The following is a 23937-nucleotide window of genomic DNA, read 5'->3' on the forward strand; positions in this document are numbered from 1 at the left end:
TCCGTGCGGTGAAGATTCGACACCTCCACCACACACGGGGGCCTTCGCCATGATCAAGCCCGACCCCGCGTTAACAACGCTCGTGATCAATACACCTAGGCACCCCCGATCCCGCACGTCCTCACGCGCCGCCGCTCTCCCAGTCCACCGTCACGACGATCTTGCCGCGGGTGCGGCCCTCCTGGTTCAGCCGGTGCGCGTCCGCCGCCCGCTCCAGGGGAAACGTCTCATCGACGTGCACGCTCACCACGCCCTGCTCCGCCAGGTCGGCCAGGCGCTGGAGGTCCTGCGCGTCGGGGCGGACGAAGTAGTAGCGGCCGCTGTAGTTCACGACCTCGTTGTCGGCGATCGACACCAGACGGCCCTCCGGAGCCAGCAGGTTCGCCGACACCTTCAGCCCGTCCCCGCCGACGGTGTCGAACACCGCGTCCACACCCTCGGGCGCCAGCCCCCGCACCCGCTCCGCCAGGCCCTCGCCGTACACCACCGGCTCACCGCCGAGGCCGCGCACGAAGTCGTGGTTGGACTCGCTCGCCGTGCCGATCACCCGGGCACCGAGGTGGACGCCGAGCTGCACGGCGATCGAGCCGACGCCGCCGGCCGCGGCATGCACCAGTACGGTCTCGCCCCGCTTCACCTGGAGCATCTTGGTCAGCACCTGGTAGGCGGTGAGCCCGACCAGCGGCAGCCCGGCCGCCTCCTCGAAGGAGAGGTTGCGCGGCTTGCGGGCGAGGGTGCGCAGGGGTGCGGCCACGTACTCGGCGAAGGTACCGCGGGAGAGGAAGTCCTCACGCACGTACCCGATGACCTCGTCGCCGACGTCGAACTCCGAGACGGCCACGCCGGGCCGTACGACGACGCCCGAGACGTCCCAGCCGGGCACCACGGGGAAGACAGGGGCGAAGAGCCCGTCGAGGTATCCCTCACGGGCCTTCCAGTCGACGGGGTTCACGGCCGCCGCCCGTACCTTCACCAGCACCGCGTCCGGGCCGACCACCGGGTCGCGCACCTCCCCGAACGCCAGTACCTCGGGTCCGCCGTACCGTGAGTAGCAGATCGCCTTCATGGCTCTGACCTTCCGGGCTCGTCGCGGGACTCGCAAGCCGGATGGCCTGAACGAACCTGCCGAAACCTCCCCTGCCGCCTCACGGGAGGAGCCGTCGGCCTATCGTGGCTCCGATCACGTTTCGGTCCCGCTCTAGACGACATACCGACCGGTCGGCATCATGAGTCGGGAACTGTTCACCTGCCCGGAGGAGCGATCCATGAGCCCCGACCATCCGCCCGGACTCGATCTCGACCGGCTGCGCGGCCTGCTCGAACGCGAGCGGCCCGGCCTGGTGAACGGCCCGCTGTCCGGTCGGCTGATCGAGGGCGGACGGTCGAACCTCACCTACGCCGTCTCCGACGGCACCTCCCGGTGGGTCGTGAGGCGGCCCCCGCTCGGCCATGTCCTGGCCACCGCGCACGACATGAAGCGCGAGCACCGGGTGATCAGCGCGCTGCACCCGACCGCCGTGCCGGTGCCGGAGCCGGTGCTGCTGTGCGAGGACGAGGAGGTGCTCGGCTCGCCGTTCTACGTCATGGAGTTCGTCGACGGCACCCCCTACCGCACCGCCGACGAGCTCGTCCCGCTCGGCCCGGAGCGGACCCGCGGGGCGGTGCTGAACCTGGTCGACACGCTGGTGGCGCTGCACGCGGTCGACCCGGGCGAGGTGGGCCTGGGGGACTTCGGCCGGCCCGAGGGCTTCCTGGACCGGCAGCTGCGGCGCTGGGGCAAGCAACTGGACGCCTCCCGCAACCGCGACCTGGACGGCATCGACGAGCTGCACGCCGCCCTCGGGCGCGAGCTGCCCCACTCCCCCGCCCCGGCCGTGGTGCACGGTGACTACCGGCTCGACAACGTGCTGATCGGCGAGGACGACTCGATCCGGGCGATCCTCGACTGGGAGATGTCGACACTGGGCGACCCGCTCACCGACCTCGGCCTGCTGGTGATGTACAGCATGCCGCTCGGCATGCCCGACTCCCCCGTCTCGACGACCGCCGAGGCCCCCGGCCATCCGGCACCGTCCGAACTCATCGAGCGGTACGCCGCGCGCTCGGGGCGCGATGTCTCCGCGGTCTCCTGGTACACGGCGTTCGCCTGGTTCAAGCTCGCCGTGATCCTCGAGGGCATCCACTACCGCTACACGCTGGGCCAGACGGTCGGCCGCGGCTTCGACCGCATCGGGGACCTCGTCCCCGTCTTCGTCCGGCACGGACTGACCACGCTCCACGAAGGCCTCCAGGAGGGCTGATCCACATGGACTTCGCTTTCGACGCGCGCACCGAAGAGCTGCGCGCCAAACTCCTCGCCTTCATGGACGAGTTCGTGTACCCGGCCGAGGCCGTCGCGGACGAGCAGCGCTCCCGGCTCGACTCGCCGTGGGAGACCCCGGCCGTGGTCGAGGAACTCAAGGCCGAGGCCCGCAGGCAGGGACTGTGGAACCTGTTCCTGCCGGACTCCGAGTACGGGGCCGGGCTCACCAACCTGCAGTACGCGCCGCTCGCCGAGATCATGGGCCGCTCACCGCACCTGGCTCCGACGGTGACGAACTGCACCGCGCCCGACACCGGGAACATGGAGGTGCTGGCCCAGTTCGGCGACGAGCAGCAGCGCAAGCAGTGGCTGGAGCCGCTGCTCGCGGGCGAGATCCGCTCGGCGTTCGCCATGACCGAGCCGGAGGTGGCCTCCTCGGACGCCACCAACATCACCACGCACATCGAGCGGGACGGCGACGAGTACGTCATCACCGGCCGCAAGTGGTACATCTCCGGGGCGATGAACCCGGACTGCGCGATCTTCATCGTGATGGGCAAGACCGACCCGGACGGGGCGGACATCCGCCGCCAGCAGTCCATGGTGCTGGTCCCCCGCGACACCCCGGGCGTCACGATCCGGCGGGCGATGCAGGTGTTCGGCTACGAGGACCACCACCACGGCGGCCACGCCGAGGTGGTCTTCGACCACGCGCGGGTGCCGGTGTCGAACCTGGTCGGCGAGGAGGGCGGCGGTTTCGCCATCGCCCAGGCGCGGCTCGGGCCGGGGCGCATCCACCACTGCATGCGGCTGATCGGCATGGCGGAGCGGGCGATCGAGCTGATGTGCCGGCGGGCCGTGTCCCGGACCGCGTTCGGGAAGGAACTGTCGCAGCAGGGTGTGGTCCACAACTGGATCGCGGACGCGCGGGTGACGGTGGAGCAGTTGCGGCTGCTGGTGCTGAAGACCGCGTGGCTGATGGACACGGTGGGGAACCGGGGGGCGCACACCGAGATCCAGTCCATCAAGATCGCTACGCCTCGGGCGGTGGTGGAGATCCTCGACCGGGCGATCCAGTTGCACGGGGCGGGTGGGGTGAGCCAGGACTTCCCGCTGGCGGAGCTGTACGCGGCGGCGCGGACGCTGATGATCGCGGACGGGCCGGACGAGGTGCACCAGCGGTCGCTGGCACGGCGGGAGTTGAAGCGGTACGTGTGACACGGCGGGGCGGCGGGAGGGTTTCTCGCCGCCGCCCCTCCTCCAGGGGGCTCCGCCCCTTCGGCCCCGTCAGGGGGCTGCGCCCCCTGGACCCCCGTCGGCCTGGACGGCCTCGTCCTCGAACGCCGGACGGGCTGGGTTGCGCAGCTACGGGCGCAGGGCTCGCAGGAGCAAGTCCGCCAGGTGGTCGGCCACCTGCTGGGGGCTCATCGGGCCCTCGGGGCGGTACCAGGTCGACAGGTGGTGGACCGAGCCGAAGTGGTAGTCGACCACCAGGTCCGCCGGGGTCGTCTTGGAGAAGACGCCCGACTGCTGGCCCTCCTCGACCAGCGCGCGGAAGCGTTCGTGGTAGCGGCGGCGTTCGGCGCGGACCTGCTTGTTCTTCTCGGGGCTGAGGTGGTGCATCGACCGCCAGAAGATCATGGCGTCGTCGAGGTTGTCGATGGTCGTCACCACGACGTCCGCGGCTGCGGCCCGCAGCCGCTTCTCGACCGGCTCGTCTGCGCCCGCGACGGCGTCCAGTCTCTCCTGCTGGATGCGCAGCACGCGTCCGTACACCTCGTGCAGCAGGTCGTCCTTGGAGCCGAAGTAGTGGTACAGCGCTCCCTTGGTGACTCCGGCCGCCTCGACGATCTCCTGCACCGAGGTGCGGTCGTAGCCCTGCTCGGCGAAGAGCCGGGTGGCGGCGGCCAGGAGCCGCTGAGGCACGGGCGTGCCGTCCGAGTCCGTGGTCCTGGGCACTGCCGCCACCTGCCTTTCCGTTCTGCTGTCAGTTGCCTTGCGTACGGGAACGAAGCTCCCGACGGAGGATCTTCCCACTGGCCGTCTTCGGCAAGTCCGGCAGGATCTCCACCTGGCGCGGATATTTGTAGGCGGCCAGTCTCTCCTTGCAGTAGGCGGCGAGTGCATCCGGGTCCGTGTCGGCGTCCGGACGCAGGCTGATGTAGGCCTTGACGGTCTCTCCGCGGTAGCCGTCGGGCACCCCCACGACGGCGGCCTCGCGCACCGCCGGGTGTGTGTAGAGGACGTCCTCGACCTCGCGCGGCCACACCTTGAAGCCCGACGCGTTGATCATGTCCTTCTTGCGGTCGACGACGTAGAGCCAGCCCCGCTCGTCCATGAAGCCGATGTCTCCGGTGCGCAGTTCGGCGCCGGGGAACGTGGCGGCGGTGGCGTCGGGACGGCGCCAGTAGCCCGGGACGACCTGCGGCCCGGCGACGACGATCTCGCCCTGCTCGCCGAAGGGGACTTCCTCACCGGCGTCGTCGACGATCCGGACGACCGTGTCGGGGCCGGGCAGTCCCACGGCGAGGGTTCCGGACACCGGGTCGACGGGTGCTTCCAGACCGGGCGGCACGGAGGCGCAGGGGGCGGTGCACTCGGTGAGCCCGTAGCCGTTGCGAATGTACGGGCCGAAACCGGCCCGGAACTTCTCCACCAGCGCGGGCGGCAGCGGGGCGCCGCCGGAGGAGATCACCCGGAAGGAGGAGAAGTGATCGCGGCTGACGGAGGGGTGGGCGGCCAGCGCCATGAAGGCCGTGGACGGCCCGACGGTGTAGTGCGGGCGGTGCTCGGCGAACGCGTCCAGCACCACGCCGGACTCGAAGCGGTAGGCCAGCACGAGCGTGCCTGCGCTGTTCAGGCAGGCGCCGAACTGGCAGACCATGCCGGTGATGTGGAACAGCGGCGCCAGCGCGAAGTACACCGGCCGCTCGGGCAGGCCCAGCCCGGTCCGCTGCCGCTCGGCGTTGTACATGATGTTGCGGTGCGTGTTGGTGGCGCCCTTGGGCGTACCGCTGGTGCCGGAGGTGTAGCTGATCAGCGCGATGTCGGAGGGGCCGGGGTCGCGGCCCTCGGGCGGCTTGTGCCCGGCCCGTGCGACGGCCACCAGGTCGTCGGCGTCCGGGGCCTGCGGCAGGCGCTCGAACGTCAGGACGCGCGCGTCGCCGCGGCTCTGGAAGTCCAGCTCGCACCCGGTGAGCACGATCCGCACGGGCGAGTCCGCGGCCGTCTCGCGCAGATACGACTCCCAGGCCCGGTCCGAGCAGATCAGTGCGGCGACCTCGCCGTCCCGCAGGACGTGGGCCACCTCGCCCGACTTGTACATCGGGTTGACGGGCACGACGACCGCGCCGGCCTTCCAGGCGCCCAGCAAGGCGAGCACGAAGTGCGGGGAGTTCTGCAGCAGCACCGCGACCCGGTCGCCGCGTTGAAGACCTCGTGCCGCGAGGTGCCCGGCGACGGAGTCGCTGAGCTCGTCGACCTCCCGGTAGGTCAGACGGCCGTCGAAGTAGGCCAGGAAGTCACTGCCGGGCGTCTCGGCCGTCACCCGGCGCAGGGCGTGCACGAGGGAGCCGGCCGGGCTGATCGCGCCCTTCTGGGCGTCGCTGAGCAGGTCGAGCCAGGGCTTGGCCGCGTAACGGGACTCGGTCACCGGGCCTCCTCCCACTGCTGCTGGATGCGGTTCATGCCGGACAGCCACCGGTCCGGGTCACCGGCCCGGGCCTGATGGTAGGCGGCGACCTCCGGGTGCGGCAGGATCAGGAACCGGTCCTCCTCCACGCCCTTGAGCAGGGCGTCCGCCACGTCCTCCGGCTCGATCGCGGTCGGCTGGAGCACCAGGTCGCCCGCGCTGCCGGTGGCGGCCAGCATGTCGGTGCGGACGCCCTGCGGGCAGATGGCGTGGACCTTCACGCCCCGGTGCCGGTACGTCAGCGACAGCCACTCGGCGAAGGCGAGCGCACCGTGCTTGGTGACGGCGTAGGGAGCGGCCCCGATCATGGTGAGCAGCCCGGCGGCGGACACGGTGGAGACGAACCGGCCGCTGCCGCGCTCCAGCCAGCCGGGCAGCAGGGCGTGGGCGGCCCGGACATGCGCCATCACGTTCACGTCCCAGGAGGCGGCCCAGGCCATGTCGTCCAGCGGCCCGTCGGCGGCTCCGCCCTCGAAGGCGACACCGGCGTTGGCGCAGTACACGTCGACGGTCCCGCCGAGTGCGTCCCGGGCGTCGTCGACGACGGCCGAGGCGTCGCCGGGCACGGCAATGCCGCCGATCTCGTCCGCGACCTGCTCGGCCCGCTCCGCGTCGAGGTCGTTGACCACGACCCGGGCCCCTTCCGCGGCGAACCGCCGGGCGAGCGCGGCGCCGATTCCGCCGCCTGCCCCCGTGACAACGACTCCGGCCCCTTGAAAGGCTCCCACCATCGGTCTCCTCAGTCGCGGCTCAGCAATGGCGCCAGACTAACCGGTCGGTATGTACCAGGGAAGGGGTCGCAGCAACGCCCTGAAAGGGGCGCGGGGAACGGCGCGACCAGCCACCCCCGGCCCGCGGCCTCCCCACAGCGCGCGGGAGCGCATACCGTGCCCATGCCGACCGTCCCCCGCTCAAGGAGGTCACCGCATGCGCCCTTCGAGACGAGCCGTACTCACCACCGCCACGGCTGCAGCCGTATCAGCCACCTCCCCCGCGGCCGCCGCCCAGCGCCGCAGGCACCTGCGCACCGGCTTCGAACGACTCGCCCACGGCGGCTACACCCCGCTCGACGGCCAGAAGGTCGGCATCGTCACCAACCCCACCGGCACAACCCGCGACGTCCACCACATCGTCGACGTCATGCACGCGGACACCCGAGTGGATCTCAGGGCCGTCTTCGGCCCTGAACACGGCTTCCGCGGCACCGCCCAGGCCGGCGGCTCCGAGGGCCGCCACGACGACCCGGCGACCGGCCTGCCCGTCTACGACACGTATCTCAAGAGCGGCCGGCCGCTCGCGGACATCTTCACCGCGTCCGGCGTCGACACGGTCGTCTTCGACATCCAGGACGTCGGCGCACGCTTCTACACGTACATCTGGACGCTGTACGACTGCATGGAGGCCGCCCGGCTCGCCGGCAAGCGGTTCGTGGTCCTGGACCGGCCGAACCCGGTGACCGGGCGGGCCGCGCTCGGCCCGGTCCTGCACAAGGAGTTCGCCACGTTCGTCGGGCGGCAGCCCATCGCCCAGGCCCACGGGATGACCGTCGCCGAGCTGGCGCGGCTGTTCAACGAGGAGTTCCTGACCGAACCCGTGCCGCTGGAGACCGTGACGATGTCGGGCTGGAAGCGCTCGCAGTTCTACGACGTCTCCGGGCTGCCCTGGGTGCCGCCGAGCCCCAACATGCCGACGCCGGAGACGGCGCTGGTGTACTCGGGGACGTGTCTGTTCGAGGGCACGAACCTGTCGGAGGGGCGCGGCACCACCCGCCCGTTCGAGCTGCTGGGCGCGGAGGGCGTCGACCGGCGCTGGGCGGCCGCGGCCAACGACCTGGCCCTGCCCGGGGTGCGGTTCAGGGAGGCGTACTTCGCGCCCGCCTTCTCGAAGTTCCAGGGCAGGACGATCGGCGGTGTGCAGCTCCATGTGCACGACCGGGCGGCATTCGATCCCGTACGGACGGGCATCGCCCTGCTCGTGACGGCCAAGCGGGTCTGGAGCGGTTTCGCCTGGCGCCCGGACAACTGGATCGACAAGCTCACCGGCTCCTCGCGGGTACGGACGATGATCGACGCGGGTGCGGACACCGACGAGGTGGTGGCCGGGTGGCAGGAGGATCTGGCGGTGTTCCGCGCCATGCGGCGGAAGTACCTTCTCTACCGCTGAGCCGAATGCGCCCGTGACGTATGGCCAAGCTCCCCCGTTGGCAGGACGATACGCCCAGATCGTGGCGTCACCCGGGGACCAGGGGGCCTGTCATGGCGGATCCGGCGATGAGTGTGACTCCCTACTGGGAGCTGGCCTTCGACGCGGACGGGGACCCGGAGGGCCGCCGGCGCGACCGGCTGCTCGCCGGGGTGACCGAGCGCGGCGTGCGCGATCTGATCGTCTTCGCGCACGGCTGGAACACCGACCGCTCGGGCGCGACCCGCCTCTGCGACCGCTTCTTGGCGCCCGTGCCGCGGCTGGCCCCGGCGGCCCGGATCGGGTACGTCGGCGTGCTGTGGCCGGCGATGCGGTTCTCCGACGAGCCGATCCCGGACTTCCCGCGGGCCGTGGCGGCCGAGCGGCCGAGGCGCCCGGTGCTGGACAAGGACACGCGGCACGCTCTGCTGGAGACCTTCCCGGGCCGGGCGATCCTGGTCGACCAGATCGCCCGGCTGTTGGAGCAGCAGCCGCCGGAGGAGGCCGAGCTGGAGGAGTTCGGGCGGCTGGTGCGGACGCTGGTGGAGGTGGTGGCTCCGGGTCCGCAGGCGCTGTTCGCGGCGGACACGGTGGCGGAGGGCGTGCCGCAGAGCGAGCCGGGGATGTTCGCCGGGTCGTCGGCGGCGGCCTGCGAGGAGTTCGCGCGGGCGCTGGCGGGACTCGAGGCGCCCGGAGCACGGCAGGGGTTCAGGATCCCCAGCCCCTGGGACGGTGCGCACGAACTGTTGCGGCAGGCGACGTACTACGCGATGAAGCGGCGCGCGGGGACGGTCGGGGAACGGGGACTGGGCCGGGTCGTCGGACAGCTCGCGAAGGCGGCTCCGGGCGTGCGCGTGCACCTGGTCGGGCACAGCTTCGGCGGGCGGCTGGTGTCGTTCGCGCTGCGGGGTCTTCCCGAGGGCGTGCGCACGGTGAAGTCGGTGACGCTGCTCCAAGGGGCTTTCTCGCACTATGCGTTCGCCGCCCGGCTGCCGCACGACGCCCGCGCGGGAGGGGTGCTCCAGGGGCAGCAGAACCGCGTCGACGGGCCCTTGGTGTGCTGCCATTCCCGGCACGACGCGGCTCTCGGCACGATGTATCCACTGGCCTCGCGGATGGCGGGGGACAGCCGCTCGGTCGGCGGTCTGGACGTGGGGCGTGCCCTGGGCGCCAAGTGGGGCGCGATGGGCTACGACGGGGTGCAGGCGGTGCCGGGCACGCGCGTGTACACCCTCGCCGAGGCCCTGGAGGCGGAACTGCCCGCTTCGGGGTGCGTGAACGTGGACGCGGCGGCGGTGGTCAGACGCGGCGGCCCGCCGGCCGGTGCGCACAGCGACATCCTGCACGCGGAACTGGCCCGGCTGGTGCTGGCGGCGGGCCGCGTTCGCTGACCCGCCGCCGCGTGGTGCGTCACCGGTGTGAGGTGAATTCCACGACCTGCTGGTAGGTCGGCCGGTTCTGCCAGCTGATCTTGCCGTGCTTGATGCCGCCGAGGGTGCGGTGGTTGATCGAGTCGGCACACCACTGGTCGCCCGCCGCACACACGTCGTCGCCGGGGTAGACCTGGGCGGCTGTCCTGCCCGCCGCCTCCTTCAGGGTGCGGATGAGGGTGTCCCGGCAGGCGGCGAGGCTGCCGTCGCCGCAGTACTTCCGGGCCAGCGGCCCCTTCACCTGCTCACCGAGAACGGCCCGGAGGTCCTTGTCGACGTAGCTCCACCATCCGTACTGGAAGGAGCTTCCCGCGTGCGAGCCGGTCGGGCCGTGCGCGGCCGACGGGGACTCGTCGACGGGGAGGTTGGCCGTGACGGCCGTGTACAGCTCGCTGCCGAGGCCCGGTTCGAACTCGGCCTTGACCAGCAGTGGCCACCAGGCGTCCAGGATGCGGATCGCGTCGGCGTCGGCGTACTTCTTGGATCCGGCGGCGGTCTCCGTGCGCTTGCCTCCGGCGGCGGCCCAGGCCTGGAGTCTGCTCACGGCGGCCGCTGCGGCGGGGTCGCCGACGGGCGAGCTGTTGACGACCTTCAGGAGCCTGGGCAGGACGTCCTCGGCCCGCAGGTCCGCCAGTCCGGCGTCGGCCATGGCCTGCACCAGGGCGGCCCGGGTCACCCCGCCCTGCTGGACGAGCTTCTTCACCCGGTCCTCGAGGAGGTTGCCGCGGTGCACGGACCCGTTGCCCCAGGGCGCGGTGGTGTAGCCCCTGGCCTGCTTGTTGTTCCAGGAGACGTAGTAGTCCTGGTCGGTGGAGTGCGGGTGGGCGGAGGGCGGGGTGTAGTCGGCCGTGTTGGCTGCCGGGTCCCAGCCGCGCCACTCGTACGCCGGCCGCGCCCACACCGGGAACTCGGCGTCGACGCCGGCCGCGCGGACCGGATTGTCGCCGCTGTTGTAGTACGCGGTGTGCTCGGAGTCGGCGTAGAACCAGTTGAAGGTGTAGTTGATGTGCTGCACGGCCTTCTGGAAGGAGTCCGGGCCCTTGACGTAGTCCGGGTCGTTCAGCATCTGGAAGCCGATGATGGAGTCGGCCTCGTGCATGAAGGAGGAGCGCAGGGTGGTGTAGGCGACGCGCTTGCCGCCGACTGTCGCGCGGTACTCGACGGGGCCGTACTCGGTGCGCCAGACGCGCATGGTGTACGAGCCGGCCGCGGTGCCGTCGGCGACCGTGGGCTTCCAGGCGTTCTTCTGCTCGATCTTCTCCATCGGCGTGCAGGTGCCGCGGTACAGGTAGTGGTAGTCGTCCTGGCACAGTTCGACGGCGTAGGAGTCGATGATGTCCTGGCCGGAGGTCGTGGCGCTCCACGCGTAGTCCTGGCCGCGGCCGAGTTCGACGTACATGCTCAAGCCCGCGAAGGAGGCGCCGCGGGCGCTGATGCCCGGGCCCTGGATCTCCTGGAGCAGGAGCAGCTGAGGGGCGAAGTAGCCGGTCTGCGGGCCGAACACGGCGACGGGGTGGCCACTGGCCGTGTGCTTGCCGCTGACCACGAGGGCGTTGGACATGCCGCGCTTGGCCGACGACATGGCCGCCTTCGCGGCGTCGCCCGACGCGCCGGTCGCACGGGCCGTGGTGGCGCTGCCGGTGCGGTCGTGCACGAGCGGTTCCGGTTCCACCGAGCCGGCGTCGGGCAGGGCCGTGCCCTGCGGGTCGTCGGGCTTGGTCCCGTACGGGAAGCTGCCGTCGTGCTGGGTGAGGACGGCCTCCGGGTCGTTGCGCATCCGGAAGGACTCCCAGACCTTGGTGCCCTCGGTGACGCCGTACTTCTCCTGGGCGGCCAGCAGCGAGAGGGCGTTGTTGACCTCGCCGCCTCCGCCGGAGCCGAATAGCGCGCCGATGACGGAGGCAAGCGCGACCAGGTCGGTGATCTTGAAGTGCTCGATGGTCCCGGCGTTGGTGACTGAGTCCTTGTGCCCGGTGAGCACGTACTCACCGGGGAAGTAGCGGCCGCTGTCGGAGGCGTCGATGTAGGAGTTGATGCCGTCGAGGTAGGCCCTGGCATCGGCGAGGGCCTGCTGTCCCCGCTCCCCGTTGGTGGCGACGGCGTTGTCGATCTGCGCCTGCAGATCTGCCTCGGTGTACGGGGCGTGCCGCCAGAACTGCTGCTCGAGGCCCTGGTTGGAGGGCGCGCCGCCCGCGAAGGAGGTCACCTGACCGCGCCCGACGTGCCGGAAGACGTCCATCAGCCACAGCCGGTCCTGGGCTGCCGCATAACCGGCGCCGAACTCCGTGCCGTATCTGGTGGTTCCGGTGATGTGCGGCACACCGGTCTTCTTGTCCCGGACGATCGTCACGTCACCGCGTCCGGCGGGTTTGACGCTGGAGGCGACCTGGTCGGCGGGGACCCCGAAGGACGCGTCGTTGAAGAAGTCGTTGATCTTGTCGTTGGTGAGGCCGGGATAGCCCTTGGCGAGGCCGGCGTAGGGCCCGAGCTGGTCCTCGGCGTGCTCGGGCTGGGTGCCGAAGGCCTGGTTGAGGAGGATCTGGGCGAGGGTGGCGTTGCCGTTCTGGCCGGGCGGGAGGATGTCGGAACACTGGTTGCCGCAATGGTCGTTCGCGGCGGCCGTGGCCTGCGCGGTCACCGTTTCCGAAGCGGCGGCCGGGGCAAGCGGCGACAAAAGACCTGCGATCAGGGCGCATACCGATGCTGTCTTCAGGAACCCGTGGATTCCGCTGGGAGTTCTCATTCTGTCGAGAACGGTGCGTGGGGCACGCCGTGGCATGGGGGGCTCCTCCCGACGGGGGTGGGCCGGATGTTACCGCCGGTATCCCCCGGCTTGAAGATGAACAAGCGTCACTTTTCGAAGTCAGCACAACAGACACAGGGACCACGGCAGTCGACTCGCGAGCCTCTTCGGGCCGCTTATGGAGGCCATTTGAAATCGGATGGAGCCGATTCGCTTGTCGATACGTCTATTCGGCGAGGTCCGTACGACGACGCCGAAGTGACCGGATTACAGGTGCAGGTGTGACGGAGGTGCAGGACGATGGCCGGTTTCCGAAGTCTGGCGAGACAGGTCCGCGATCCGCGGTGCGATCTGGCCTTGCGGCGCTATTCGCTGCGCAAGTGCCTTGAGAGGTTCGCCCCTTACGGGCACAGGGCGACCTGGGACCATCTCTGCTCCCGGGCGGGGTTCGGCCCCGAGGACCGCTCCCCCGATCCGGTGCGGCTCGTGGCCGCACTGGACGAACTGGAGGAGGCGCGGGCGGTCTGGCTGGCCTACGAGGTCGAGTTCGCCGAGCGCCGCAAGAAGGAGAAGCACGACGGACTGCGCAGGCCGGGCAGTGTGGACGACTGGCACCGGCTGACCTGGGGCGGTTTCGGTGTGGCGTGGTGCGACGATCCGGCGGTCCATCCCCGTGAACCGCTGGCCGAGGTGCTGCGCCGGCTGATCGCCGCCCTGGAGCGCGAACCGGGCTCGGGGTGCCCGGTGTGCGGCGGTGAGCAGCTCGTCTGGAGGTACGACCTGGACCACGAGCCCTCGTCCGGTCCGGTCTGCACGGACTGCGGAATCCTGGTGCCGCGTCCGGTGCTCACGCCCGAGTCCCTGGCGTACGCCAGGCGGGCGAGGTTGTTGGTGTCGGCTTGACGGATGCGGGTGCGTGGGGGGTGCGCCGGGGATGCCGCACCCCCACTGTCGGTGGTGACTGGCACCATCGACGGCTGATGCAGGTGTGCCTGAACGGTTCGCGGACGGCCGCTGACGGTGTGGCCGTGCCGCTGACACCCGAGTCGCTGGCCGACTCGGCCGCCGAGGCCGTCGCCGCCGGTGCGACGGACCTTCACGTCCACCCCAAGACGCCGTGCGGGCGGGACACGTTGTCGCCGCGGGTGCTCGCGATGACGCTGACGGCGATCCGGGCGCGGGTGCCGGTGCCGGTCGGTGTGACCACGGGCGCGTGGGCGGAGCCCGGCCCTGACGCCCGGCTGGAGCGGATCCGCGCGTGGACCGTGCTGCCCGACCACGCCTCGGTCAACTGGCACGAGCCGGGCGCGGAGGAGACGGCCGCGCTGCTCATGGAGCGCGGAGTGGGCGTCGAGGCCGGCATCTGGTCCGGGACGGACGGCGCCGAGCGGTTCGCGGCCTCCCCGCTCGGGCCGAAGGCGCTGAGGGTCCTGGCGGAGGTGACGGACACGGACCCGCTGGGCGCCGTCTCCTGCGCGCGGGCTCTGCTGTCCGGCATCGGGACCGCGCACGGACGGCCGGTCCTGTTGCACGGCGAGGACGGGGGCGCCTGGCCGGTGCTGCGGCTCGCGGGCCGCCTCGGCCTGGCCACGCGCGTCGGGCTGGAGGACGTCCTGGTACTGCCGGGCGGCGAACGGGCGGGGTCGAACGCGCAGTTGGTCGCGGCCGGCCTGACGGAGTACGGGGCGGGCCGGGAAGGCGCTACCCGCGACCGCGCCGGTCGACCATCAGGCGGGAACCCGTGAGGCGTTCACCGAAGACGTCGTCCGGGTTGGACAGGACGCAGGTGTCGAGGGAGAGGCAGCCGCAGCCGATGCAGTCCGCGAGGTGATCCCTGAGGCGGTTCAGCTGCTTGATGCGTTCTTCCAGTTCGGTGCGCCAGACTTCGGACAGGTGCGCCCAGTCCTCCCGGGTGGGCGTGCGCTCCTCGGGGAGTTCCGCGAGCGCGTCGCGGATCGTCGCCAGGGGGATGCCCACCCGTTGCGCGGCCCGGATGAAGGCGACCCGGCGGAGCGTGTCACGGGAGTAACGGCGCTGGTTGCCCGAGGTCCGGCGACTGCTGATCAGGCCCTTGGACTCGTAGAAGTGCAGGGCGGAGACGGCGGCGCCGCTCCGCGCCGCGAGCTGGCCGACCGTGAGCTCATGGATCTTCTCTGGAATCTGGGGCACCCCTCGAACCCTACCGAGTCCGTTGACACAACCCCTACGGCCGACCATGCTAAGCAGTCGCTTAGACATATGAGCGGGCAGACCCCCTGCACACGAGAGGCCTGGAAGACATGGCAGAGCCGAGGATCTTCACGTCCGTCGACGACCTGAAGTCGGCGGTGGGCGAACAACTGGGGTACACCGACTGGCTCGACATCGGCCAGAAGCGGATCGACCTCTTCGCCGAGGCCACCGGCGACCACCAGTGGATCCACGTCGACCCGGAGAAGGCCGCCGCGGGCCCCTTCGGCACCACCATCGCGCACGGCTATCTGACCCTGTCGCTGCTGCCCCTCTTCGGACCGCAGCTGATCACCGTCGAGGGCGTGAAGATGGGCGTCAACTACGGCACGAACAAGGTGCGTTTCCCCGCCCCGGTCCCCGTCGGCTCCCGCCTGCGCGCCACCGCGACGATCAGCGCCGTCGACGAGGTGACCGGCGGCGTCCAGGTGGCCGTCGCCTTCAGCGTCGAACGCGAGGGCGGCGACAAGCCGGTCTGCGTCGCCGAGTCCGTGGCGCGCTACTACTTCTGAGGCGGGTCCGCCGGACCTCGGGCCGCCGGGGCCTGAGCCCCGACCATCCGCAGCACGAGGTCGGCGTACAGCTCGCCGACCTGCTCCGGTGTCCTGGGCCCGTCGACGTTGAACCACCGCGCCACGTCGATGCAGAGCGACAGCACGGCCAGCGTCGTGCCGTGCACGTCGATGACCTCGAACTCGCCCGACCGCACGCCCTCCTCGATGATCCCGCGCACCTCGCCGTCGACCTTGCGGCGCAGCGCGAGGATCTCGGCGCGGGCGTCGGGCCCGAGCGAGTCGAGTTCGTACTGCACGACCCGCGCGGTGGTACGCCCGCCGGCGTGCCAGCGCACGAAGGAGCTCACCGCGTCGGCGAGCCGCTCGGTGGCGCCGCCCTCGCGGCGGGACGCCGTCCGCAGGATCTCCAGGGCCTTCTCGTGCCCGATCCTGCTGATGCGGTGCAGCAGCTCTTCCTTGGTCTTGTAGTGGATGTAGAGCGCGGCCGGGCTCATCCCGGCGCGGCCCGCGATGTCGCGGGTCGTCGTGGCGTGATAGCCGCGCTCGGCGAAGGCCTCCACCGCGGCGACCAGCAGCCGCCGCGCCGCGTCGGGCGTGACCTCGCCCCACGCCTGCGCCTCGCCGCCGGCCGTCTCCTCCGCCGTACTCATCGCTCGCCCCTCTCCACTGGCAGGAGCAACACCATACCGCCGAAGGTGAGCGAGCGCTTAGTGTGGCCGCTCAGCGCTTCTCGGCGCTCAGTGCTTCTCGAAGGGGGCGTACGAAGGAGCCGCCCCCTCCTGCCGGTCCCGGATCACCTTGGCCAGTGTGAAGGACGAGGTGACCAGGTACAGGACGGCGATGGCGAGGAAGCCCCGCACCCAGGCGTCGGCGCTCAGCTGGTAGATGCCGACGGCGGTGGCCGCCATGGCGACGGCGAAGGAGGCGACGGCCTGGCCGTAGAAGGCGGCCGTGTTCTGCTGCTTGCCCGGTGTGTCACTCATGGGGAAAGCATCGGCGGACGTGGCCCGCGCCACATCCGCCGAAGTACTCAGGCACGTACTCAGAACGCCGAGACCCCCGTCAGCGCCCGCCCGATGACCAGCTTCTGGATCTGGCTCGTGCCCTCGTAGAGGGTCATCACGCGGGCGTCCCGCAGCAGCTTGCCCGCCGGGTACTCGTCGATGTAGCCGTAGCCGCCGAAGACCTGGAGCGCGTTGTTCGCGGCCCGGACGGCGGCCTCCGAGGCGAACAGCTTGGCCTTGGACGACTCGACGGCGAACGGCTGCCCCCGGTCGATCAGGTCGGCGACCCGCCAGGTCAGCAGCCGGGCGGCGTCGACGTCCAGGGCGATGTCACTGAGCAGCTCCTGAACGAGCTGGTGGTGGGCGATGGTCCTGCCGAACTGCTCGCGCTCCCCCGCGTACCGCACGGCGACGTCCAGGGCGGCCTGAGCTATGCCGACACAGCCCGCGGCGACCGACATCCGGCCCTTGGCGAGAGCCGACATGGCGATCGAGAAGCCCTTGCCCTCCTCCCCGAGCAGCGCGGCGGCCGGCACGCGCACGTCCTCCAGGGCGAGTTCGGCGGTGGCCTGGCCGCGCAGCCCGAGCTTGCCGTGGATGGTGCGGCGGGTCAGGCCGGGCGTGTCGGCGGGGACGAGGAAGGCGGAGACGCCCTTGTGGCCGGGGGCGCCCGTGGAGCGGGCGAAGAGCAGGACGACGTCGGCCCAGGTGCCGTTGGTGATGAACATCTTGGTGCCGTTGATGACGTAGTCGTCGCCGTCCCGCACCGCCCGGGTCGTGAGGCTGCCCGCGTCCGAGCCCGTGCCGGGTTCGGTCAGGCCGAAGCAGCCGACCGACGCGCCGGAGGTCAGCCCGGGCAGCCAGCGCCGCTTCTGCTCCTCGCTCCCCCAGGCGGCGACGGTCTTGGCCACGAGCCCGAGGGAGACGGAGACGATGCCGCGCACGGACGAGTCGCCCCGGCCCAGTTCCTCCGTGACCAGGCAGTACGCGAGATGGTCGCCGCCGGAGCCGCCGTACTCCTCGTCGATCGTCAGACCCAGGAAGCCGACCTCGCCGAGCTTTTCGACGATCGCCCGGTCGACTTCCTCGGCGCGGTCCCAGGCGACGACGTGCGGGGTGATCTCGCGCTCCACGAAGTCCCGCGCGAGCTGCCGGACCGCGCTCTGCTCCTCGCTGAGCTCCAGATTCACCACAGGTCACCCCATTGAAAGCCGTACGTTTTAATTAGCACTGCTAGTTTGTCTGCGCAGCCCTACTATGTGCGCCATGGCCCGACCGCGCAAGCCCTTGCTCAGCACCGACCGGATCGTCGAAGCGGCCGGCGCGCTCGTGGACGCGGAGGGTCTGGCCGCCGTCTCCACGCGGCGGCTCGCCGCCGAACTGGGGGTCAGCGGGCCCTCGCTGTACAACCACTTCCGCACCAAGGACGAGATCCTGGAGGCGGTCGCCGACTCGGTGAGCGGCCAGGTGGACCTGTCGATGTTCCAGGACGGCCGGGACTGGCGGACCGCGCTGCACGACTGGGCCGTCTCCTACCGGGCCGCCCTGCGCGACCACCCGAACATCGTCCCGGTGCTGGCCCGCGGCCCCGGCCGCCGCCCGGCCGGACTGCGCCTCGCGGACGCCGTCTACGGCGCGATGGTCGCCGCGGGCTGGCCGCCGGCCCAGGCCACATCCATCGGCGCTCTGATGCGCTACTTCGTCATGGGCTCCGCGCTCGGCTCCTTCGCCGGGGGCTTCGTGGACGACGCCAGCGCCTACGACCCCGCCGACTACCCCCATCTCCAGCAGGCCCACCTCCTCGCCGAGCAGCAGGAGAAGATCGACGAGCGCGCCTTCGAGACCGGGCTGACGGCCCTGCTGGACGGGCTGGCGCTGCAGTACGAGCAGGTACACCGCACGGCGTAGCGATACTTCGGCGGGCACCGAACCGTCCGTGTTCCATGCTGGGGTGCATGACGACGAGGGACCCGCAGGCGACGGCCCTGGCCCGGCTCGCCGCGCTGTTCGCGGACGAGACCCGGGCCGCGTGCCTGCTGGCGCTGCTGGACGGACGGGCCTGGACCGCGGGCGAACTGGCGCGGCACGCGGGGGTCGCCGCGTCGACGCTGAGCGAGCACCTGGGCCGGCTGGTCGCGGGCGGGCTGCTCGCCGAGGAGCGGCAGGGGCGGCACCGGTACGTCCGGCTCGCCGACGCCCGGGCCGCCCAGCTGGTGGAGGACCTGGCCGCCCAGGTCTCACCGGGCACGGCCGTACGGCCGCGGAATCTGCGGGAGTCGAGCGCCGGCTCGGCGATGGCCCGGGGCCGCACGTGTTACGACCATCTCGCCGGGCGGCTCGGCATCACCGTCACCGACGCGCTCACGACGCGCGGGCTGCTCCAGCAGGAGACGGGGTTCGCGCTCACCGACGCCGGGCTGGCCTGGTTCGAGGCGGCCGGGATCGGCCTCGAACGGCGGGGCCGGCGTCCCCTGGCCCGGGCCTGTCTCGACTGGACCGAGCGCCGTCCTCATCTCGCGGGCGTGGCGGGCGCGGCCCTGTGCCGGCACGCCCTGGACGCGGGCTGGTGCGTGCGTATCGGCTCAGGGCGGGCCGTGAAGGTGACGGCGGCCGGTGAGCGGGCCCTGTCCGATCTGCTGGGCGTGGAGGCCGCCGCCTTGCGCTGACCCCGAGCCTGACCGGACCAGCACACCGCCCGACGGCCCGCAAAGGCCCCGCCCGAAATTCGCAAGCGTCCGTTCGCCCTCCCCACCTAGCCTCGGGATCATGATGAACAACACCCCGCCCGCTCCCACCCGCCGGGCAGAACTGCTGGCCGCCGGTGCGGCCGCGGTCACCGTCGTGCTGTGGGCGTCCGCCTTCGTGTCGATCCGCAGCGCGGGGGACGCGTACTCGCCGGGCGCGCTGGCGCTCGGGCGGCTGCTGGCCGGGGCGCTGACGCTGGGGGTGATCTGCCTGCTGCGGCGGGAGGGCGTGCCGCCGCGCTCGGCCTGGCGCGGGATCGCGATATCGGGGCTGCTGTGGTTCGGGTTCTACATGGTCGCCCTCAACTGGGGCGAGCAGCAGGTCGACGCCGGAACGGCCGCCCTGGTCGTGAACACCGGGCCGATCCTCATCGCGCTGCTCGGTTCCCGGCTGCTCGGCGACCCGATGCCACCGCGGCTGCTGGCGGGGATGGCGGTGTCGTTCGCCGGTGCGGTGACCGTGGGGTTGTCGATGTCCGGCGAGGGCGGATCCTCGATGCTCGGGGTGGCGTTGTGTCTGCTGGCGGCCATCGCGTACGCCGGTGGTGTGGTGGCGCAGAAGCCGGCGCTGGGCTCGGCGAGCCCGTTGCAGGTGACGACGTACGGCTGCCTGGTCGGCGCGGTGCTGTGCCTGCCGTTCGCGGGGCAGCTCGTCCGGGAGGCGGCCGACGCTCCGGCCTCCGCGACGCTGAACATGGTCTACCTGGGCGTCTTCCCGACCGCCCTCGCCTTCACCACGTGGGCGTACGCGCTGTCCCGGACGACCGCGAGCAGGATGGGCGCGACGACGTACGCGGCGCCCGCCCTGGTCGTCCTGATGTCCTGGCTGTTCCTCGGCGAGGTGCCGGGCCTGCTCACGCTGATGGGCGGTGTGCTGTGCCTGGCGGGTGTGGCGGTGTCCCGGTCGCGGCCGCGGGCGGCGGACGGGGCCGGGGCTCCGGGAGCGGCTCCGGAGCCCCGGCCCGAGGAGGCCACGGACTCAGCTCGCTGACCCGGCCTCCGCCCCGGCCTCGGGAGCGGTCTCCGGTTCCGCCCTGCGCGCCCGGTCCGCGAGGACCTTGATGGACACCAGGGCGATCACCGAGAGCACGATGATGTAGCCGGACACGGCCATGGACGTGCCGGTCGCCTCCAGCAGCAGCACCATGACGAAGGGGGCGAGCCCGCCGCCGGCGACGGCTGCGATCTGGTAGCCGAGGGAGGCGCCGGTGTAGCGCATCTCGGGCGTGAACAGTTCGGCGAACAGGGCGGCCTGAGGGCCGTACATGATGCTCAGGAAGCAGCTGGCGACGAACGTGCCGACCGCGAGCCACAGCAGCGAGCCGGTGTCGATCAGCAGGAAGAGCGGTACGGCCCACAGGGCGATGCCGGCGGCGCCGAAGGCGTAGATCCGGATGCGGCCGATGCGGTCGGAGAGCGCGGCGGCGGCCGGGATCAGCACGAGCTGGGTGAGGCTGACGCAGAGCGAGACGGTGAGCACCGCGCCCTTGTTCATGTCCAGCTCGCGGGTCGTGTAGTCGAGGACGCCGGTGATGAGGATGTAGAAGGTGGCGGTGTTCACGGCGAAGGAGCCGCCGGCCAGGAACACCGTGCCCAGGTGGCCGCGCAGGATCGTGCGCAGCGGCGAGTTCTGCTCGGACTTCTCCTTCTCGGCGAGCGCCCGTTCGGCCTCCCGGAACGCCGGGGTCTCCTCGACGCGGGTGTGGATGTACCAGGCGAGGACGAGGACCAGCAGGCCGACCAGGAACGGCACGCGCCAGGCCCAGGCCGCGAACTCCGAGTCGGTGGTGAGGGCGCCGGCCAGCAGGAAGACGGTGTTGGCGGTGACCACGCCGATGGGGACGCCGAGCTGGACGACGCTGCCGTAGACGCCGCGCTTGCCCTCGGGGGCGTACTCGGTGGCCAGGAGCATCGCGCCGCCCCACTGTGCGCCGACGGCGACGCCCTGGGCGACGCGGAGCAGGACGAGCAGGATCGGGGCGGCCACGCCGATCGTGTCGTACGTGGGCAGCAGGCCGATGCCGGTGGTGGCCACGCCCATCAGGGTGAGCGCGATGACGAGCATCGGCTTGCGGCCGCGCTTGTCGCCGAGGTGGCCCGCGACGATGCCGCCGATGGGCCGGGCGAGGAAGCCGACGGCGAAGGTCGCGAACGAGGCGAGGACGCCTGCCGTGGAGCTGCCGGCGGGGAAGTAGAGGTCGCCGAGCACGAGGGCGGCGGCGATGCCGAAGACGAAGTAGTCGTACCACTCGACGGCCGAGGCGAGCGCCGCCGCGGTGGCCACCCGGCGGCGGTTGCCGACGGCGGGCGTGGTCGTGACGGGCTGAGCGGAAGGTGCCGTGTCCATGTGGTGCACGCTCCGGGGGGTGCGGGGACGGAACGGGGGGTGGCGCGAGTTCCGGGGAACGTACTGACCGGACGGTATGTACGTCAACGGGTCAAGCACCAGGAGTTTCGCCTGTACGTGGCACCGACCCCGGGCCCGGGCACGCCGAAGGCCCCGGCCTCGCGAGGAGGCCGGGGTCCTGGAGGGTCCGGGCTAGAAGACGACCAGGGCCCGGCCGCCCTTGCCCGCCAGCATGTTCTCGAAGGCGGCCGGAATGCCGTCCAGGGAGATGCGTTCCGTCACCAGCGCGCTCAGGTCGAGGCGGCCCGCCCGGATGTGTTCGGCCAGGACCGGGAGGTCCTGGGCGGGGTCGGAGTTGCCGTAGACGCAGCCGGAGAGGGTGCGGCCCCAGTGGAAGATCTCCAGGGCGTTGAAGGTGACCTGCTGGTCCTTGCCGCCGATGCCGACGACCGTGGTGCGGCCGCCGCGGCGGGTGGAGTCCCAGGCCGTGCGGATGCTGACCGCGCGGCCCGCGCACTCCACGGCGACGTCGACGCCCTGCTTGCCGGTGAGGCCGCGGATCTCGCGGGCCGTGGTGTCGGAGGCGACGACGTAGTCGGTGGCGCCGGCCGCCCTGGCCAGCTCCTCCTTCCCGGCCGACACGTCCACCGCGATGATCTTCGAGGCGCCCGCGATCCGGGCCGCCTGGAGCGCGGAGAGGCCGACTCCCCCGACGCCGAACACCGCGACCGTCTCGCCCTGCCGGACGCGGGCCGAGTGGTGGACGGCGCCGTAGCCGGTGAGGACCGCGCAGCCGAGGAGGGCCGCGTCGGTGAGCGGGACGCCGTCCGGGACGGGCAGGACGCAGGAGGCGGAGACGACCGTCTCCTCGGCGAACGCGGCGACGTTCAGGCCGGGATGGAGGTCGATGCCCTCGGTGGTACGGGCGTAGACGTCGGCGGCGCCGCGCAGAGCGTTTGCGCACAGCCAGACCTCGCCGAGCGAGCAGGCGTGGCAGACGCCACAGGACGGGGCCCAGTTGAGGACGACGCCGTCGCCCGGCGCGATGCGGGTGACGCCCTCGCCGACGGCGACGACCGTGCCGGCGCCCTCGTGACCGAGGACGGCGGGGACGGGCACGCGCATGGTGCCGTCGGACAGGGACAGGTCGGAGTGGCAGACCCCGGCGGCGGCGAGCCGGACGCGGACCTGGCCGGGTCCGGGATCGGGCAGGTCGATGCCGGTGATCTCCAGCGGCGAGCCGATGGCGGGCAGGACGGCGGCGCGGACAGCCATGACGGAAGGGACTCCCCTGGTTCTAGAACTGGAGGGACTTGGTCTGGAGGTACTCGGCCAGGCCGTGCACGCCGAGTTCGCGGCCGACGCCGGACTGCTTGTAGCCGCCGAAGGGGGCGAGCGGGTTGAAGCGGCCGCCGTTGATGTCGACCTGGCCGGTCTCCATCCGGCGCGCGAACGCCACCGCCTCGGCCTCGTCCCCGGCCCAGACGGCGCCGGCCAGGCCGTAGACCGTGCCGTTGGCGATGCGCAGGGCGTCCTCCTCGTCCTCGTACTTCAGGATCGACAGGACCGGGCCGAAGATCTCCTCCTGCGCGATGGTCATGTCCTCGGTGACGTCGGCGAAGACGGTCGGGCTGACGAAGTAGCCCGTCTCGCGGGGGGCCTCGGGGCCGCCGGCGACGAGGCGCGCGCCCTCGGCGACGCCCTTCTCGATGTAGCCGCGCACCCGGTCCTGCTGCTTGGCGTTGACGACCGGGCCGATGCGGTCGCCGTACTTGGCGGCGGCCTCCGCGGCGAGCCGGACCGCCTCGTCGTACTGGTCGCGGTGGACCAGCATCCGCGTCCAGGCGCTGCACGTCTGCCCGGAGTTGGACATGACGTTGGCGACACCGACGTTGACCGCCTTGGCCAGGTCTGCGCTCGGGAGGATGACGTTGGCGGACTTGCCGCCGAGTTCGAGGGCGACCTTCTTGACCTGCCCGGCGGCGATCGCGGCGATCCGCCGGCCCACGGCGGTCGAGCCGGTGAAGGAGACCAGATCGACGCCGGGGTGCTCGGCGAGGGCTTGCCCCGCGACCGGGCCGAGGCCGGTGACCAGGTTGAAGACGCCCGCCGGGAGCCCCGCCTCGTGCACCGCGTCGGCGAAGAGGCGGGCGACCAGCGGGGTGTCCTCGGCGGGCTTCACCACGACCGTGCAGCCGGCCGCGAGGGCCGGGGCGACCTTGGCGACGATCTGGTGCAGCGGGTAGTTCCACGGCGTGATCGCGGCCACGACACCGACCGGTTCGTGGTGCACGACCGAGTTGCCGGTCTTCTCCTCGAAGGCGTACGTGGCCGCCAGTTCGGCGTACGAGCCCGCCACCGCGATCGGCACGCCCGCGTGGACGGCCTGCGAGAACTTCAGCGGCGAGCCCAGCTCGACCGTGACGGTCTCGGCGATCTCGTCGGCTCGGGTCACGAGCACGTCCCGCAGGGCGGCCAGGCGCTCCGCGCGCTCGGCGGGCGGGGTCGCGGCCCAGTCCGGCAGGGCGGCGCGGGCGGCCCGCACGGCGGCGTCGACGTCCTCGGCGGTACCGGCCGGGACCGTGCCGATGACCTGCTCGTCGACCGGGTTCACGACCTCGATCACGTCCTGGCCGGCAGCAGGGCGCCAGACGCCGTCGATGTACATGCCGTCGTGTGCCTTCATCGCGCTTCCTCCGGGGCGGGGCGTCGTCGTCCGGAACATAAACTAGCGACGATAGTTTTCCGGCG

General features: G+C 71.7%; 22 protein-coding genes. 10 read left to right on the plus strand and 12 right to left on the minus strand.

Annotated elements, in window-relative coordinates; genetic code table 11:
• Nucleotides 1–121: 121 nt before the first annotated feature.
• Nucleotides 122–1066, minus strand: coding sequence for an NADP-dependent oxidoreductase (locus IO24_RS0131495; RefSeq protein WP_031141592.1), 945 nt, complete (start codon nucleotides 1064–1066; stop codon nucleotides 122–124).
• Nucleotides 1067–1265: 199 nt separating this feature from the next.
• Here IO24_RS0131495 and IO24_RS0131500 point away from each other — a divergent pair, with 199 nt between their 5' ends.
• Nucleotides 1266–2300 carry a phosphotransferase family protein gene (locus tag IO24_RS0131500; RefSeq protein WP_031141594.1) on the plus strand — a complete coding sequence of 345 codons (1035 nt, stop codon included), beginning with the start codon at nucleotides 1266–1268 and terminating at the stop codon, nucleotides 2298–2300.
• Between the two features lie 5 nt (nucleotides 2301–2305).
• Nucleotides 2306–3520 (plus strand): acyl-CoA dehydrogenase family protein, encoded by a 1215-nt coding sequence (locus IO24_RS0131505; protein ID WP_031141596.1) that lies wholly within the window; start codon nucleotides 2306–2308, stop codon nucleotides 3518–3520.
• 147 nt (nucleotides 3521–3667) lie between these two features.
• Here IO24_RS0131505 and IO24_RS0131510 read toward each other — a convergent pair whose 3' ends face one another.
• From IO24_RS0131510 to IO24_RS0131520, 3 genes are read right to left on the minus strand one after another with little or no spacing between them, the layout of a single operon-like run.
• On the minus strand, nucleotides 3668–4261 hold the full coding sequence (locus IO24_RS0131510) for a TetR/AcrR family transcriptional regulator (RefSeq protein WP_031141598.1): 594 nt from the start codon (nucleotides 4259–4261) through the stop codon (nucleotides 3668–3670).
• A 28-nt stretch (nucleotides 4262–4289) separates the two neighbouring features.
• The gene (locus IO24_RS0131515; RefSeq protein WP_031141600.1) at nucleotides 4290–5954 is read right to left on the minus strand and encodes a class I adenylate-forming enzyme family protein; all 1665 of its coding nucleotides are present in this window, start codon (nucleotides 5952–5954) and stop codon (nucleotides 4290–4292) included.
• The gene (locus IO24_RS0131520; RefSeq protein WP_031141602.1) at nucleotides 5951–6724 is read right to left on the minus strand and encodes an SDR family oxidoreductase; all 774 of its coding nucleotides are present in this window, start codon (nucleotides 6722–6724) and stop codon (nucleotides 5951–5953) included. Before IO24_RS0131520 ends, IO24_RS0131515 begins: the two co-directional genes overlap by 4 nt.
• Nucleotides 6725–6920: 196 nt before the next feature.
• Between IO24_RS0131520 and IO24_RS0131525 the strand changes: the two genes are divergently transcribed.
• A complete protein-coding gene (locus IO24_RS0131525) occupies nucleotides 6921–8156 on the plus strand; it encodes an exo-beta-N-acetylmuramidase NamZ family protein (RefSeq protein ID WP_031141604.1) in 1236 nt (411 codons plus the stop codon).
• A gap of 92 nt (nucleotides 8157–8248) precedes the next feature.
• Nucleotides 8249–9565, plus strand: coding sequence for a hypothetical protein (locus tag IO24_RS0131530; RefSeq protein WP_031141606.1), 1317 nt, complete (start codon nucleotides 8249–8251; stop codon nucleotides 9563–9565).
• Nucleotides 9566–9584: 19 nt separating this feature from the next.
• Here IO24_RS0131530 and IO24_RS0131535 read toward each other — a convergent pair whose 3' ends face one another.
• Nucleotides 9585–12383, minus strand: coding sequence for a penicillin acylase family protein (locus tag IO24_RS0131535; RefSeq protein ID WP_031141608.1), 2799 nt, complete (start codon nucleotides 12381–12383; stop codon nucleotides 9585–9587).
• Between the two features lie 264 nt (nucleotides 12384–12647).
• On the opposite strand from IO24_RS0131535, the gene IO24_RS0131540 reads away from it, so the two are divergent.
• Entirely contained in the window at nucleotides 12648–13250 is a 603-nt protein-coding gene (locus tag IO24_RS0131540; RefSeq protein WP_031141610.1) for a hypothetical protein, read from the plus strand.
• Between the two features lie 74 nt (nucleotides 13251–13324).
• On the plus strand, nucleotides 13325–14092 hold the full coding sequence (locus tag IO24_RS0131545) for a 3-keto-5-aminohexanoate cleavage protein (RefSeq protein ID WP_045296803.1): 768 nt from the start codon (nucleotides 13325–13327) through the stop codon (nucleotides 14090–14092).
• Here the strand turns inward: IO24_RS0131545 and soxR are convergent.
• On the minus strand, nucleotides 14049–14516 hold the full coding sequence (soxR, locus tag IO24_RS0131550) for a redox-sensitive transcriptional activator SoxR (RefSeq protein WP_031141612.1): 468 nt from the start codon (nucleotides 14514–14516) through the stop codon (nucleotides 14049–14051). The genes IO24_RS0131545 and soxR overlap by 44 nt on opposite strands.
• Before the next feature lie 110 nt (nucleotides 14517–14626).
• Between soxR and IO24_RS0131555 the strand changes: the two genes are divergently transcribed.
• Nucleotides 14627–15088, plus strand: a complete 462-nt coding sequence (locus tag IO24_RS0131555) for a MaoC family dehydratase (protein WP_031141614.1) — start codon at nucleotides 14627–14629, stop codon at nucleotides 15086–15088.
• Here IO24_RS0131555 and IO24_RS0131560 read toward each other — a convergent pair.
• The 3 genes from IO24_RS0131560 to IO24_RS0131570 all read right to left on the minus strand — a co-directional run bounded on the left by IO24_RS0131560 (nucleotide 15079) and on the right by IO24_RS0131570 (nucleotide 17285).
• Nucleotides 15079–15741, minus strand: coding sequence for a TetR/AcrR family transcriptional regulator (locus IO24_RS0131560; protein ID WP_031141616.1), 663 nt, complete (start codon nucleotides 15739–15741; stop codon nucleotides 15079–15081). The genes IO24_RS0131555 and IO24_RS0131560 overlap by 10 nt on opposite strands.
• Nucleotides 15742–15828: 87 nt before the next feature.
• Complete coding sequence (locus IO24_RS0131565; protein WP_031141618.1) at nucleotides 15829–16074, minus strand: YiaA/YiaB family inner membrane protein; 246 nt, start codon at nucleotides 16072–16074, stop codon at nucleotides 15829–15831.
• 59 nt (nucleotides 16075–16133) lie between these two features.
• Nucleotides 16134–17285 (minus strand): acyl-CoA dehydrogenase family protein, encoded by a 1152-nt coding sequence (locus tag IO24_RS0131570; protein WP_031141620.1) that lies wholly within the window; start codon nucleotides 17283–17285, stop codon nucleotides 16134–16136.
• Between the two features lie 76 nt (nucleotides 17286–17361).
• Here IO24_RS0131570 and IO24_RS0131575 point away from each other — a divergent pair, with 76 nt between their 5' ends.
• The 3 genes from IO24_RS0131575 to IO24_RS0131585 all read left to right on the plus strand — a co-directional run bounded on the left by IO24_RS0131575 (nucleotide 17362) and on the right by IO24_RS0131585 (nucleotide 19830).
• Entirely contained in the window at nucleotides 17362–18003 is a 642-nt protein-coding gene (locus tag IO24_RS0131575; RefSeq protein ID WP_031141622.1) for a TetR/AcrR family transcriptional regulator, read from the plus strand.
• Between the two features lie 35 nt (nucleotides 18004–18038).
• Nucleotides 18039–18761 carry an ArsR/SmtB family transcription factor gene (locus IO24_RS0131580; RefSeq protein ID WP_031141627.1) on the plus strand — a complete coding sequence of 241 codons (723 nt, stop codon included), beginning with the start codon at nucleotides 18039–18041 and terminating at the stop codon, nucleotides 18759–18761.
• 100 nt (nucleotides 18762–18861) lie between these two features.
• The gene (locus IO24_RS0131585; RefSeq protein WP_031141628.1) at nucleotides 18862–19830 is read left to right on the plus strand and encodes a DMT family transporter; all 969 of its coding nucleotides are present in this window, start codon (nucleotides 18862–18864) and stop codon (nucleotides 19828–19830) included.
• Here the strand turns inward: IO24_RS0131585 and IO24_RS0131590 are convergent.
• The 3 genes from IO24_RS0131590 to IO24_RS0131600 form a co-directional block, all read right to left on the minus strand.
• Entirely contained in the window at nucleotides 19819–21186 is a 1368-nt protein-coding gene (locus IO24_RS0131590; RefSeq protein ID WP_031141629.1) for an MFS transporter, read from the minus strand. The two genes, IO24_RS0131585 and IO24_RS0131590, sit on opposite strands and share 12 nt — an antisense overlap.
• Before the next feature lie 192 nt (nucleotides 21187–21378).
• Nucleotides 21379–22461: a Zn-dependent alcohol dehydrogenase gene (locus IO24_RS0131595; RefSeq protein ID WP_031141630.1), complete on the minus strand. Its 1083-nt coding sequence runs from the start codon at nucleotides 22459–22461 to the stop codon at nucleotides 21379–21381.
• A 22-nt stretch (nucleotides 22462–22483) separates the two neighbouring features.
• A complete protein-coding gene (locus IO24_RS0131600) occupies nucleotides 22484–23872 on the minus strand; it encodes an aldehyde dehydrogenase family protein (RefSeq protein WP_031141631.1) in 1389 nt (462 codons plus the stop codon).
• Between the last annotated feature and the right edge of the window lie 65 nt (nucleotides 23873–23937).

Origin of the sequence: Streptomyces flavovariabilis (assembly GCF_000725785.1) — a bacterium.
Classification (GTDB): domain Bacteria; phylum Actinomycetota; class Actinomycetes; order Streptomycetales; family Streptomycetaceae; genus Streptomyces; species Streptomyces hawaiiensis.